Origin of the sequence: Pseudomonas sp. T1.Ur (assembly GCF_023516725.1) — a bacterium.
Taxonomy (GTDB): Bacteria; Pseudomonadota; Gammaproteobacteria; order Pseudomonadales; family Pseudomonadaceae; genus Aquipseudomonas; species Aquipseudomonas alvandae.
Genome location: NZ_JAMGSN010000001.1, coordinates 4,749,167 through 4,763,183, shown reverse-complemented (window position 1 = coordinate 4,763,183; position 14,017 = coordinate 4,749,167). Strand labels below are relative to the sequence as shown.

The 14,017-nt window shown below is 59.5% G+C and carries 6 protein-coding genes; 3 read left to right on the top strand and 3 right to left on the bottom strand.

Going from position 1 to position 14,017, the window contains the following annotated elements; translation table 11 throughout:
• Positions 1-2 precede the first annotated feature (2 nt).
• The 3 genes from M8Q45_RS21105 (at position 3) to M8Q45_RS21095 (ending at position 2,841) form a co-directional block, all read left to right on the top strand.
• Positions 3-863 carry a MurR/RpiR family transcriptional regulator gene (locus tag M8Q45_RS21105; RefSeq protein ID WP_249876244.1) on the top strand — a complete coding sequence of 287 codons (861 nt, stop codon included), beginning with the start codon at positions 3-5 and terminating at the stop codon, positions 861-863.
• 1 nt (position 864) lies between these two features.
• Entirely contained in the window at positions 865-2,331 is a 1,467-nt protein-coding gene (locus M8Q45_RS21100) for an N-acyl-D-amino-acid deacylase family protein (RefSeq protein ID WP_249876243.1), read from the top strand.
• Between the two features lie 141 nt (positions 2,332-2,472).
• Positions 2,473-2,841, top strand: a complete 369-nt coding sequence (locus tag M8Q45_RS21095; RefSeq protein WP_030139730.1) for a glyoxalase superfamily protein — start codon at positions 2,473-2,475, stop codon at positions 2,839-2,841.
• Positions 2,842-2,944: 103 nt separating this feature from the next.
• Here the strand turns inward: M8Q45_RS21095 and M8Q45_RS21090 are convergent, their stop codons facing one another.
• From M8Q45_RS21090 to M8Q45_RS21080, 3 genes are read right to left on the bottom strand one after another with little or no spacing between them, the layout of a single operon-like run.
• A complete protein-coding gene (locus M8Q45_RS21090) occupies positions 2,945-5,734 on the bottom strand; it encodes an RHS repeat-associated core domain-containing protein (RefSeq protein WP_249876242.1) in 2,790 nt (929 codons plus the stop codon).
• Positions 5,731-10,218: a SpvB/TcaC N-terminal domain-containing protein gene (locus tag M8Q45_RS21085; RefSeq protein WP_249876241.1), complete on the bottom strand. Its 4,488-nt coding sequence runs from the start codon at positions 10,216-10,218 to the stop codon at positions 5,731-5,733. The genes M8Q45_RS21090 and M8Q45_RS21085 overlap by 4 nt, the downstream gene beginning before the upstream one ends.
• A complete protein-coding gene (locus M8Q45_RS21080) occupies positions 10,215-14,000 on the bottom strand; it encodes a Tc toxin subunit A-related protein (protein WP_249876240.1) in 3,786 nt (1,261 codons plus the stop codon). The genes M8Q45_RS21085 and M8Q45_RS21080 overlap by 4 nt, the downstream gene beginning before the upstream one ends.
• Between the last annotated feature and the right edge of the window lie 17 nt (positions 14,001-14,017).

Here is a 14,017-nt window from a genome sequence, read left to right as displayed (position 1 = left end):
TCATGGACATCCTTTACCAGATCCGCTCCCGCCAGGATTCCTTCAGCGCCGGCGAAGGAAGAATCGCCCGGCTGATGCTCGACGACGTAGGATTTGCCGCCTCCGCCAGCCTGGAAGCGTTGGCCCTGCGCGCGGAAGTCAGCAGCGCCACGCTGTCGCGCTTTGCCCGCACCGTCGGCTGTCGCGACCTGCGGGACCTGCGCCTGCAACTGGCCCAGGCCAGCGGCGTCGGCAGCCGTTTCCTCGATCCTGCCGGTGCGCCGGAACAGTCGGCGTTTTATGGTCAGATCGTCGGCGATATCGAGACGACGTTGCGCCAGCATCTGTTGGGCTTCGAAGAGTCGCGATTCGGCGATGCCGTGCGGATGATCGGCAAGGCACGGATGATCCACGCGTTCGGCCTCGGTGGCTGGTCGGCGCTGTGCGGCGAGGAGTTGCAAGTGCGGCTGGTGCGTTTTGGCTACCCGATTGCCGCCTGCCGTGACCCGGTGATGATGCGCATCACCGCCACCTCGCTGAGCGACCAGCATCTGGTCATCGCCTGCTCACTGACCGGCATCACGCCGGAATTGTTAAGTGCGGTTGAACTCGCACGCAGCTACGGCACCCCGATCCTGGCCATCACCCGCGCCGACTCGCCACTGGCCCAATTGGCAGGCTGTGTGCTGCCCCTGCAAGGCGCCGAAACCCCATTTATCTACAAACCCACGGCGGCGCGCTACGGCATGTTGCTGGCCATCGACGTGCTCGCCACCGAGCTGGCGCTGGCACACCCCGAAGACAATCAAGAACGCCTGCGGCGGGTCAAACTCGCCCTGGACGATTACCGTGGCGGCGACGATCACCTGCCGCTGGGAGACTGACATGCTGTACGACACACTGATCCGCAATGCGCTGGTCATCGATGGCAGCGACACCCCTGGCTACCGTGCCGACGTAGCGATCCACGGCGGTCGCATCGAGCGCATCGGTGAGTTGCGCGAAGCGCGCGCGCGGGAGGAAATCGACGCCGCCGGCCGCGTGCTGGCGCCGGGTTTCATCGATGTGCACACCCACGACGACACGGTGGTCATCCGCCAACCGCAGATGCTGCCCAAGCTCAGCCAGGGCGTGACCACGGTGATCGTTGGCAATTGCGGCATTAGCGCATCCCCTGTCAGCCTGCGGGGCGATCCGCCTGATCCGATGAACCTGCTCGGCGCGGCCCCGGCGTTCGCCTACCCGCGCTTTGCCGACTATCGCGGTGCGGTAGAAGCGGCGACGCCGGCCGTCAATGTGGCCGCGTTGGTCGGTCATACGGCGTTGCGTAGCAATCACTTGGATGATTTGTTGCGCACGGCCTCGGTGGGAGAAATCACTGCCATGCGCCGGCAACTGCGCGAAAGCCTGGAGGACGGTGCGCTGGGTCTGTCCACTGGCCTGGCTTATGCCAATGCCTTCTGTGCATCCACCGATGAGGTCATGCAACTGACCGAAGAGTTGGCAGCGTTCGGCGCGGTCTACACCACCCATTTGCGCAGCGAATTCGAACCGGTGCTCGAAGCCATGGACGAGGCTTTCCAGATCGGTCGACATGCGCAGAGTCCGGTGATCATTTCCCACCTCAAATGCGCCGGTGCCGGTAATTGGGGGCGAAGCCCGCAGGTACTCGCGGCGTTGGAGAGCGCGGCGAAAATCCACCCCGTCGGTTGTGACTGTTATCCCTATGCGGCCAGCTCCTCGACCCTGGACCTCAAGCAAGTAACCGATGCCCATCGCATCACCATTACCTGGTCGACGCCGCATCCGCCCATGGGCGGTCGAGACCTGACGGACATCGCCGCTGAATGGGACGTGTCGCTCCTCGAAGCAGCACATCGCCTACAACCAGCGGGTGCGGTGTACTACGGCATGGACGAAAGCGACGTAAGACGAATCCTCGCGCACCCGTTATCCATGGTCGGCTCCGACGGCCTGCCCGAGGACCCGTTTCCCCATCCTCGTCTGTGGGGCGCTTTTCCGAGGGTGCTGGGCCATTTCAGCCGAGACGTTGGGCTTTTTCCATTGCACACCGCCGTGCACAAGATGACCGGTCTTTCAGCGGCGCGCTTCGGCCTGAAGGCGCGAGGAGAAATCCGTGAAGGGCACTGGGCGGACCTGGTGTTGTTCAATCCACAAACCGTTCGCGACGTCGCTGATTTCAACACGCCACAACGGGCCGCCGAAGGAATCGATGGGGTGTGGGTCAATGGCGTCCTGAGTTATCGCGAGGGGCACGCGAACGGCAAAAGGGAAGGACGTTTCCTGGCGCGCGAAGGCGATCTGCGCCGGGGATTTCAGTCCATTGAGTAGCGTTTGAACGCACGCAAGCACCTGATATCGCTTTAATTGGCGTCACGATAATGGCACTGCGACACTAAAGAACCCGGGATAAAGGCCGAAGCAATGAGTTCAACCCATCTAGACTGGGTCTTTTCAGCCAGGGAGCAACCCATGAGCTTCGGTAAAATCACTCCAATCCTGCGGATCTTCGATGAAGCCAAGGCGTTGGCGTTCTATGTCGACTTCCTGGGCTTTACCGTCGACTGGCAACACCGCTTCGGTGACAACTTCCCGCTTTATCTGCAAGTCTCGCGTGGTGATTGCGTGTTGCACCTGTCCGAGCATCACGGTGATTGCACGCCGGGCTCGGCGCTGCGAATCGAGACCGACGAGCTGGAAGCCTTCCAGCAGCAATTGCTCGCCAAGCAATACCGCTACGCCCACCCACAGATCCAGGCCATGCCCTGGGGTAGCCAGGACATGGCGATCAGCGATCCGTTTGGCAATCGGTTGGTGTTTACCAATGCGATCAGTGTGTGAGCCGCAAGGACGTTCATGGGCTAGCCCGTCAATGGTCGGTTCATCGACCTGATACGAACCGATCGAGGTTTGCCTCAGGAAGCCCGGTCACGACGTGCTGCCTTTACGTTGGAAGTCGATTTATTTCCGATAAGTGAGCGTTGTACAACCCATAGTCTCTAAGGCTACGGCCCGTCGGAATACTGACCTCTTCGGGGATAATGCCGCTGCAGTTGAAGCAGGCAATGAAAGGTTCCGGTTGCGTCACGCTGGTCAACTTTTCAGTGAACAGATGCGTATCCGACAGCACCCTTTCAACTTGATCCGGATAGAGCGCCACGATTGAGTTGAGCACACGGACTTCTCCGTGAGCCCCCGGTCCTCCTGCGCGCACGGGAATGATGCCGTTGGTTTTCTCGATGTGCGTGGCGATGAGGTGCCGGGTGTGTGGCTGGAGTTCGTACAGGTTCTCGACCGTCCTGCTCAGCGTCGGCGCGAGCTTCAGCAGGTCAGGGTCCAGTTCGAATTTATGGACTGGGTCGTTTTGCGTCGCGCTGTACCGTTCGCCCAGGTCCGCCAGGTATTCATGGGTATTGCCGATCTTGTAGCTTCCGAAGTTCAGGTAGAACCTGTCGCTTTTGGCGGCGCCGTCATAATTTTTGTCCACGCCGCGGTATCCCGTCGGGCCGGATTTCGGGCCGGTGAGGTTGTAGTACTCGTTGAGGCCTACATCGTTGTCGCCCTTTTGATCCAGGACCACGCCATAGGAGTGGACGACCAGGTCCTTGCGTTTTGTTTTGCTGAAACTGGGGCCGGCGTCGGGATCTTCGGTAGGGTCTTGTTTGCCTTTCTTCTTGGGGATGGGGGCTGTCATCATTTTTTTCGAGCGTTTCTCTCCATCCTGTCTCAGCCAATCGACAGGATCGATGCGTTCCCCTTGGGCGTCAGTCAGTACCAGTCCTTGGTGATCGACATACCTCACCGGGTTATTCCTGACCATGCAATACACGTTCAACCCATCAACCGTCCCCGCCGGGTCGGGACTGATCCAGCGTTGCAACCACGGCGCGTAATACCGGTGCCCGTAGTAATACAACCCGCTGGCATCGCGTTCCTTGCCGGAATAGCGAATGGTCCGGTAATCGGCTTCAACAGCCGAACGGGACGCCACCCAAGCGGTTCCTCCATAGGGCAGGTAACTTTCCTGGCTGATCAGGTCTGCCTTGTCGTCGAGTTCCAGTGAGCTGGAGCCCAGATGGTCATCGAGGCTGTAGCGCAATGGGTTGGTTGCGATGCGGGACGGTCGCCCTTCGGTCCAATGCAGGTAGCGTACGTTGCAGCGTCCGGCTTGCAGGGTCATGACTTCCAGGCGTTCGTTATGACGGGTGTGGATTTCGAGGCCTGGCAAGTAGCGGACTTCGCCAGTGTGGGTCATCGCCGCGGCATGGGTCGTCTTGACCTTGCGTACGCGTTGACCGCTGCTGTCGTAGCCATAGCGCTCGGTGTCATCGTGACCGACTTCACGCTGGACCCGCACCACGCTGTCGAGTTGGTTGCGGCTATTCCATGTCAGTGCCAGGCCTGGGCGTAGCGCCTGCAGGTTACCGTTGCCATCGAAGTCCATCATGGTTGTATCGTCGCCCTGGCTCCAAGAGATGAGGCGATTGCTGTCGGCGCCAGCGTTGAATGTGCGGGTGTAGTTGTTCCCCTCACGAACATGGCGCAGTTCGGTCAGGTTGCCGCCATCGTCGTATGTGTATTGCTCGGTAAAGTTGAACAGTTGCGTGTGATCGAATGGGATCGTTCCGGCGGATGGAAGGGCGGGGGGGCGGCTCAGGCCCGCCGCCTCACGCCCGGTGGCGCTGGTCAACTGGTAGAGGCTGTCGTAGGTGAAGGTGCTGACGGCTTCGACCCGTTGGTTGCTGTTGAATCGCTCCGGTTGGGCTTTGTCGGTAATTTGAGTCACGTTGCCCACGGCATCGTAGGCGTAGTGGAGGTCTTGCAAGGGTTTGCCAGGCGCCGATGCACTGAGCGAGGTCAGTCGCCCGCTGGCGGGGTCGAACACCGCGCGACTCGTCACGCCATTGCCGGCGGTTTGCGATTCGACCTGGCCGAATGTGTCGTAGACGAGGTCTTTGACGATGGTTTTTTTGGCCTCCATGCCGTTGATTTTCAGGCTCACGGATTTGAGTTGGCCCGCGACATCGAAGGCACAGTGTTGTTCGTGTCGGGCGGCGTCGGTCTGCAGGATGATTTTCCCCAGCGCGTCGTAGGCCCAGCTCGTTTTGTAGCCTTCTCCCTTTTCAAGCAGACCATCGCGATCTTTCTCATCGGCTGGCCAGTCAGGTAGTGCAACGTCAGCCAGAAAGCGCCTCGTCTGGCTACGCGGTTTGCCGCATAACGCATATTCCTCGACGACCAAGGTGCCCGCGCCGTCATCGTGGCGGATGAGCGCGCCGCACCGATTGAGCTTCGCTGATTCCTGCGAAGTGTCGCCATAGCTCAGGCACTCTACTCTACGCAGCTCATGTCCTGCGGCTTGCTCCTCGATGGAGGTCAGTCTCAGTTGGTTGTCGTAGGTCGATTGCCAGTGATGCCCTCGCTGATCCCAACTGCGCAGGATTTGTCCCGCGTCGCCGGGCAAGTTCAGGCGCCATCCAGCGTCGACACTGTCCAGGCGCAGTGGTTTGCCGGAGAGGCTATAGACGCTTGCAAGATTGGCGTCGGTTGCGTTGGCGAGCCGAGGGTCGCGCTGGGCGACCAACCGCCCGGCAACGTCGTACTCCTGCCGGCTGGCGCGCGTCTGGGCCTGTGCGCCTTCTTTGTCTCGGCAGTAAGCCACCTGGCGCACCGGCAGACCGCGGCCATCGACGGCGACGATGGAGGGCGTCCTGTGATGAAGGCGGGCGCTCATGCTTCACCTCCGGCGGCGACCGGCTGTTCGGCCATGACTTCTTCCAGCGTGTCATTCTCGTCCTCGTCCACCGTGTACCAAGGATGGCGAGTGTGTCGCCGCATCAGGGAGAGGCCGGCTTGCCTGGCCAGGCGCGTGAGGGTGGGGCGTCCCAAGGCGTCGTAGAACTGCCGGTCGCAATGACCGGATAAGCGCAATGACACATCGTTTATACGTCGATGCTGATCGGCGAAGTACGGGCGGTAGATGCGAATCGCCAAGCCGTGGCTGTTGTATTCCACCCGTTCGCTGACACGCCAGCGTTTCGCGGCGATCTGCTCCCGGGGCTTCCCATCCGCCAGCGTCAGGTCGCCCTGGGTGTCGATGACGTAAGCCATGCCCGGTTCGACCCGTTGCTTGCTTTGCAGTGTTCGCCCGAAGCCATCGAAGGAGGTGATGGCGATGCGGATTTGTTGCTGATCGTCATCGGGGTAGCGGTCGGCGACCAGTGTGACGAGGTGCACCGGTTCACGCGTCGCGGCATCCAGTTGGTGTTTCAGCTTGAGGTCGTCGGCAGAAAGTGTCTGCAGCTTCGACAGCCGGGCTCGAGCCGATGCGCAGATGTGCCCGGTAGGAAGCAGGTCGCCGTTATTCACGCAACGCGCGAGCCAGTTGCCGTCCGCTAGCGCAGCCCTCGATACGCAACCCATCCAACTGAAGGGCGCGTGATACAGGGCTGTGGCGGCGTCCTGCAGAGCTTCCTTGCTTTGGCTGATCGCCTCAGCCGGGCTGCTGAACGGTGGCCGTTCGAACAGCGCAATTGGCTTGAAACCTGTGGGCACCTGCTGCTCATCACCATAAAACGAGGTCGCCAATATTTGGCCAAAAGCGTCGATCAGGCTTTCCTGAACATTGCCGTTGGGGTCGGTAATGCGTCGGGGCTGGAGCGAGCGGTAATCGTAGCTCGCCTCGGTGACGCAGCCATCAGGCAGTTGGTATCGGGTGACCACACAGTGATGGTGGTCGTGGCTGATCTCGATCACGCCATGGCTTTCGCTCGGCCGTAGGGTTCGGATCTTGTAGAACCCGTCTTGTCGGGCATAGGTCACGAAGCCGCTTTTGACTGACCAGAGTCGTAGAGGGCGGTTGCTCGCGGGAAGAAAGTCGGCCATGCGGTGATAGTGGTTGCGTTCAAGCATGCGTCCTTTGGGGCGTGTTCCCTGGGGTAAAAGATGAAAGGCCTTCAGGGCGGTTTCATCCAGCTCGGCCGTTTCCAGATGGTCGGGCAGGGCCTGGAAGTCCGCGACGCCGTCCGCCAGGGTGACTGCGCTCGACGCGTGTTTGTAGCGTTGCACGGACAGGCCGGTCAGCACGCTCTGGTTCGTCCAGGCTGTTGTTTTCACGCGCTCAATGAGTGTTTCGAACATCACATCCTCGGGCGCCAGCCCATCGACCTCCGGGACCTTGGGCAAGCGCAACGCCTGGGTGCGCTGGCGATACGGCAGGCCCAGCCGCCACGCTTGAGGCGCTGGCAGGTGGATGAATTCGGAACGGGTTTCGTTCAGGTAGTAGAACTGCTGCGCTGGATCATGAGCGTCGTGCCACCATCGTTGCTGCTCGACGTCGCTGAACGGTGGCGTATCGTCGATGGTTTTCCTGCGTGCGTAATGGATATCCAGGCAGTGAGTGAGCGCACCGAACGGGTCGTGTTGCAGGTTCAAGGTGTGCTGGCATCGTGGGTCATCGGCCACGCCTTCGTATTGGTAGGTGATGGACTCCAGCCGTAGCGGGAGCATCCGGGCGTAGGCCCGATTGCCCCCCGGCGCTTGCAGCAGGCGTACCCGATAGCGGTGCTCCTGTACCGAATAGAGCGTCCTGGTTTTGCGGTGTCGATCGACACCGAATGTCTCGCTGCGCAGCACATGACCGATCAGGGCGCCGGCCATTTCGACGCGGGTGGCTGGGGCTGGCGCGACCACGGTTGTGTCGGTCCCGGTTCCGTCCTGGTATTGACAGAGCAGTGCCTTGCCCAGCGCAATCGCGTGCGGGTCGTCCTTGTTGTAACCGAGGCGGGGCATGTCTACTGATTGCCCGGTGTGAAACCAGGTCTTCTTCAGGCAGGGCATCGTGAAGTCTTGGGAATCGGCATCGTCGGGGTTGGTTTCATGGTCGGTTTCCAGCAACAGGCCGTAGCCGCGAAACTCGCGTTCGACGCCGTCGTAGTAGCCTTGCCGATAGGCAAATTTACGGCTCAGTCGATTGCCGGTGATTTCATCCAGCCGGGTATGGCTCGAAACCAGATGCAGCGCCATGGGCACATGACAGGCAAGGGGCTTGCCGGCTCTGGCGCTGGCGGCTTTTTCATCCAGCCATTCCTGCACTGAGCTGCGGTAGCTGAGGGTGTCGGTGGCGCCCATGTTGTTGTGGGTGCCGGTGAGCAGGTACGGTTTCGCGTCGACGAAGTCGTAGCGCCAATGTTGCGGCGTCATATGCGGCGCGCTCAGAACCAGGCTGGAGCAGCCGAGCCCTTGCAGGTCGGCGATGCTCACCTGGCACAGGTTGTCGTAACGCAGACCGGAGGGCCAGGGCAATGCGCGCGCAGGCTGGAAACCATGGCCGCCGCTGTTCATGAAGATCAGCGCGCGGTCGGCCTGTAGATAGAGCAGATCGACGGCACCTGAGCCATCCAGATCCGCCAGGCGGATATGCGAGGCATCGAACGTTTCATAGGCCAGCCCCGGAAAGTCCAGCACGATGCTCTTGCCGAAACGCCCGTGGCCCAGGTTTGGCCAGCACCTGACTTCGTTGTGACGAATGCGCACCAAATGCTGTTGGCCGCTGCCCAGCACATCGCTGAACGCCACCAGTTCGCTGGACCCCGGGCGGAATACCGCCAGGGCATCCTCATCCGCGTCGCGAGCGATTTCCTGCGGGGCGGCAAAACCAAGCTCCCGCTGGTTAACGTACAGGCGAATGCTGCGTGGACCGATCAGCGCCAAGTCGCCGAGCCCTTCGCCCGTCAGGTCGGCCAACTGCCCATGTGAGCTGAAGAAGTCTGTCGGAAACGCATTGAACATGACGAAATCCGACCAACTTCGATCAGCACCGAGGGAGAAAAAGCCGCTGAAGCCCGGTTGAGCGACAAGCCAGTCCAAACGACCGTCACCTGTGAGGTCGCTCAATGATTGGTGCACCGGTTTCGTACGGTCGGCAAGCGGGATCTCAGGGAGCTTTCGCCACGAGGCGTAGGCCACTTCGTTGCCCTTGGCCTTGGCCCGCACGGGTTCGCGGTAATGCCAGCCCGTGTCGCTTTGATAGAGCACTCCCGGCAAGCCCTCGCTGTACAGATCCACCAGTTGATAACGGTGACCGTCGTTGAGTCCCGGCAAATCTTCAAGGCGTTGCCAGGCGTGGCTGTCCAGCCGGAGCTTGAATTCGCTGTAGCTGAATTCGATGGGGGGCCGGCTGTCGGCGATTGCCCCGTCGCCAAAGGCCTGGTCGTGGGCGGCGCTCAACTGCTGATAACCCAGGGATGTCTGGCGATAATCGAGTAACAGGCGCCGCACCAGGACCGGGGCTGCCCCCAGTTCCTCGGGGAAATAATGGAACATCAGGACTTGGCGGCACAGGCGTTCGGTGCGCAGCTCAAAACCGTAGGCGAAGCTGGAAAAACCATCGCTACGAGTTGCCCACTGCTGGCCTTCATAGGGCGGTTTCTGTTCGTAGGCAGTGGTCCGTTCGCCGTAGTCGAACACCAACTCGAAGTGCCATTGCACCGACGCGAGTCGGTCTGTTTTCCAGGAATACAGGTGTGGATCGGCTTCGAAATTGCCATAGCTCACCCGGCTCAAATAGCGCTGGGCCGTTGCGTCTGCCTTGTATCGATAGAGGATGTGCTCGCCCAAGGCGTTCAGGCTCTCTTCCAGCAACCATTCGCCGACACGGCTCGTATCCAGGAGATCGGCTCGGCGTGAGGCAGGGTTCTTGCCGAACAGATGCAGGCTGCCATCGGCACCGTGTATCAGCCAGAAGCCCGCCGTGTCGTCGGGCGAGGACCAATGTTCGATTCGGTCGAAGCTGCTTTCGATCCGGGGAAAATACCGGGTGACGGTGTAGGTCGTTCCGAGGTGCAGATCGTTGTAATGGCCGATGGGGGTTGAGTGGATGACGTCTTGCAAATCTCGCTCGGGCAGCCAGACCACTCCGCTGGGACCGACTATTTCGTCATCCTCGGTATAGGCCGGCACGCCCTTGCTGGTGCGTCGCGCGACGCTGGGCAGCGACAGCCCCCAGCCGATGCCGAATACACCGTTGCCAAGCGAGCTGGCATAACCCAGGGACAAGGCTGGAGAAAAACCGCGTCCCGGCGAAATCGGCAGTCCGATTTCATAGGCCGCCGTACCGTGGGCGCCGATGTCGGCCCAGCCTTTACCGATACTTTGAATGGCGCCGCCGCCCTTGGGCAGTGACGGCGCGGTGACAGGCAGGAGGGCGTGTGCAGTCATTGCGAACCTCCGCCGACCCTGGCCGTATAGCCCACATGGAGGATGACATCAGTCAACGATTCCAACAGGTCTTTTTGTGCGTCAGGATTGGGAAAGGTCAGTAGCCACTTAGAGGCCGCACCGGTGTATTCGAACGGCAGGTAGCGTTCATCGTTGAAATTCAGGGTAAACAAGCCGTTGTCATCGACACCGGTGGAAAGGGCGATCTGTTGGTTGGCTCGTTGGCTCTTGATGACGGGGCCCTGGGGACCAGCAGACATGGACACTTCACTGGAGGTTTGGGTCAGCGTGGCTCGGACGTTTTCGTAAGGACCGACCACGGCCGGCAAAGAAACACTGATGGTTTTGATCCGTCGCAGGTAGTGGTCCTGATCCTTGTAGTCGTCCTCGAACAATTTGTGGGGTAGCTCGAACTCGCATTGGCCTTGCTTCAGTTCGGCATGGATGTCCTCCCATGATTTGTTGATCGTCGAGCCTGTGGTCTGGCTCTTCAATTGACGCAATGAAATCGTCTTGCGGATTTCCAGCTCTCGCCCGCTAAGGCGCAGATATTCGGCCCGCATGTTCAACAGGCTGAGTTTCAATTGCTCGCCTGCTCCCAATCCTCGATAGGTGGTGTTCCACGCGCCAGGTTGAATAAATCGCGTGTCGAAGCTGGCAATTTCGTATTGCCAAGCATGCTCGGCGGCCAAGCTCAGGGACAGCGTGGTGTCGTAGGCCTGGCGATAGAGCACGGCAAACTGGCTGTTCAGCCATTGGTACAGCTGTGCCTTGGTAAAGCGTTTGCTGAGAAAGTCGTAGTTGGCCTTGGTTTGGCTCAGGGTCGATTCGGCAAGGCGCAGTTGCAGGCGAGTGGCGGTTTCCTGCTCGGAAAACTGCGCCAGTTGTGCGTCAATCTGGGCCAGTTCAAGCTGTGACTGATCATAGGTGTGCTGCCAATCCTCACGGCGGCGATCGAATATGGCTTGACGGTCGAGGTCGGCGGCTATCGTGCGGTTTATGATCGCGCCGCTATGGGCGGCCGCAGAGGCCGCGAGCGCCGGTCCCTCCCAACGGCTGCCGCCAAAGCTGAAGCCCGCGACGTTTGGAACCAACATCAGCCCAGCGGCTGCGACTTGGAAGGCCATTGCAGCGGCCTCCATCGTGCCGCTGGTTATATGGAACGCGCTGACGCTTATTTCCTTGTCACTCACACCCCCGTCCAACAGTTTTTTGTAATGGGTTGCGCGGTGTCGAGCAATTGCCTGGCTGGCGAGCAGCGCCTTGCGGTTCTGACGATCAATATTCAAGGCTTGGCGTTGCAGGTCGACCGAAATTTTCGCCAGGTTCCAGGCTTGTTGCTGCTGCAGCTCTTGCACCTGCGCCTGCTCCTTGCGCTCGATCAGCGATAGCAGTGAGGCGCCAAATTGGCTGAGGCTATCGACTGCGCTCAAGGCCTGGCTGTGCATGACCGAGAACCGATAGTGCGGGATAGAGGTGGTCGGCAACCCTTGAACCGTATTGTTCGAAGTATTCAGTACGGAGGCGCTGGGCAATGCACGAGGATCCAGCGGGACTGGGAATACCGGGAGGTGCAGCGGCTTGCCGGCGATGTCGAGGTTGTGCCGCACGTTATGCAGGCGGCTTTCAGCCACATCCCAGCATCGGAGCAACTGCGGGTGGAATGGCAGGCGCAAATGGGGGCTGTCGATGGCTGGCAAGGACGCGTGCTCACCGCCCCCACGAACCGACAATGACGGCTGGGAATGGGCACGGGTTTGTTCAAATGTCCGTAAATCGCCACGGGTCGTTTTGCTCAGCGTTTGCAGGCTGATGCTCACCCAATGATCGATCGGTTGGACGATTGGGCGTGGTCCCAACAGATCCAGCACCCGCACGTACCACAGCTTTGCCTCGCTGAGGCCGTCGGGGGTCAATTCGCGGTAGGCGGCGTCGCCTCGATTGATCAGGATGTCGAGGTACAGGAAGTACAGTGCTTTGCGAAAGTGCACCGGATGACTGAGTGCGATCTGATGAGGGTCGTGGGGCGCTTGGTCGGCATATAAAGGCGTGTTGCTATCGAGTAAAGGCGCGGCCTTCCAGCAGCTTTCCTTGCCAAGACCTGGATCAAAGAGACGGCGCAACCAGCGCTCGGCTTCCTCATAACGCTGTTCGGCGTTCAGGCGATGGGCGACCAGCCATGGCAAGTGAAGGAACAATTCGGTGAAGTAACGGCCGTAGGGGCCGTGGAAGTCCATCTGGTTGTTGTCGCTGTCGGGTATGGTCGGTTCCGGCAGGTGTTGTGTCGTCCGGTTGAACAGCTCATCCAGGCCGTTCCCTGTAAGACGGATCAGTTCGGCGCCGAATGTGGTGTTCAACCTGATCGGCTGATCTGGTTTGTGACCTGAAGTGGATGCGGAAAAATCCAGAAATTGAACAGTGCCCTGGCCCTTTATCGATTTGTCGGTAATCGTTGGAGGAGAAAGATCGGAAATAAAGCCGGAGGATCCAGACGGAAAGATGCCGTTGTGTTCAGTTTTTTCAACCTGGATAAATGTAAGAGAGTTTCTTGTTTGAATACGTTTAGCCGCTGTATCGAAGAATTTTTTGCGGATCGCTTTATCGAGGGGCTCCAGTTCAACTTGCGTTTTTTCTGAAACAAGGTCCGCCACGTAGGGCTGGAAGCTCAGGTCTTTGTTGATGCAAGTGGTTCCAAGAAAAATGCAGTTGCTGTCGGATACAGGTTCCATGTCTGCCTTGGCTCCCAATGACAGGAAAAGCAGATCCTGCGTGTCGTCGCGATGGTGTTCGGCAACGGTAGATAACAACGGCTTGATAGCACCGACGTCCTTGCCATGAAGTGTTTTGTTCCCGCAGTGCCGTTGCAGGCCAATTCGCGGCGTGCTCCATGTTCCATCCTGCTTTTTGAAGCAGAAGCTCAAGCGCAAAAGCGGATGGCCCTTGGCCGACTGCATGGCAGGGGCATGATCAACACTGGAGGCCTTCGGATCCTGAAGTATGCATTCGGCCCAGACAACGAACAGGCGATTATTGAACCAGACAGGACGAATCGAGTGCTCCACCGCACTTTCGGGAATGGGCACGTCGGCTTTTTCCCAGTCCGACCAGGCAAACGGATCCGGCTGCGTACCGCCTGGCGGCCGTTGCGCCATGTTCAATGAGCGCCAGAAATAGGTATTTTCGGTGCGGGATCTGGCGATGAAGTAGTAGGTGCTGCTGGCGGAGTCTTCGCCGTCGATTTGATAGTTGTTGGTGACCGCCTCGCCATCGATGTAGCCATTGAGAATATTCAGGTTGGCGATTTCTTCGAATCGGGTCAGGTAGGCCATGACCGCCGATTGAACCGCTTCAGCCTGGATCCGGTTTTGGTTGAGGTCGTTTTCCAGTTGTTGGAAGTTGTCGCTCTTGTTGTTCCTCAGGACGGGGTCCAGGTAACTCGCCGGGAAATAAAGCAGATTTTGATGAGCCGCCCAAATGGAGTATTGATGCATCTCGTTGCGCCACGTTTGCAGGTGCTCGGGCGTAATGCTTGCCTGATCGTAGCCGGGCTCCATGTTCATCAGGATGCGATTGATGTATTGCTGAAGACTGGCAATGGCGCAGGCGACAGGCGTGGTGGGCACATCCTGGCTGACCAGCACGTCGAGTAGCCAATATTCGTAGAGGTCTTGGGCTGTCTTGAGGTTTGCTGTAGCAGAAGCCGGCGCGACCTTTTCCAGATAGAGCGCCAACAGCGCATCACGCAAGCGTTCATCGAGCTGCTTTTTTATAGCAACGGTCATATTCATTCCTTGAACAA

Excerpts from the sequence above, each read along its gene's own strand:
- M8Q45_RS21090 (WP_249876242.1), bottom strand. The coding sequence starts at position 5,734 with ATGAGCGCCCGCCTTCATCACAGGACGCCCTCCATCGTCGCCGTCGAT.
- M8Q45_RS21095 (WP_030139730.1), top strand. The coding sequence starts at position 2,473 with ATGAGCTTCGGTAAAATCACTCCAATCCTGCGGATCTTCGATGAAGCC.
- M8Q45_RS21105 (WP_249876244.1), top strand. The coding sequence starts at position 3 with ATGGACATCCTTTACCAGATCCGCTCCCGCCAGGATTCCTTCAGCGCC.
- M8Q45_RS21100 (WP_249876243.1), top strand. The coding sequence starts at position 865 with ATGCTGTACGACACACTGATCCGCAATGCGCTGGTCATCGATGGCAGC.
- M8Q45_RS21085 (WP_249876241.1), bottom strand. The coding sequence starts at position 10,218 with ATGACTGCACACGCCCTCCTGCCTGTCACCGCGCCGTCACTGCCCAAG.
- M8Q45_RS21080 (WP_249876240.1), bottom strand. The coding sequence starts at position 14,000 with ATGACCGTTGCTATAAAAAAGCAGCTCGATGAACGCTTGCGTGATGCG.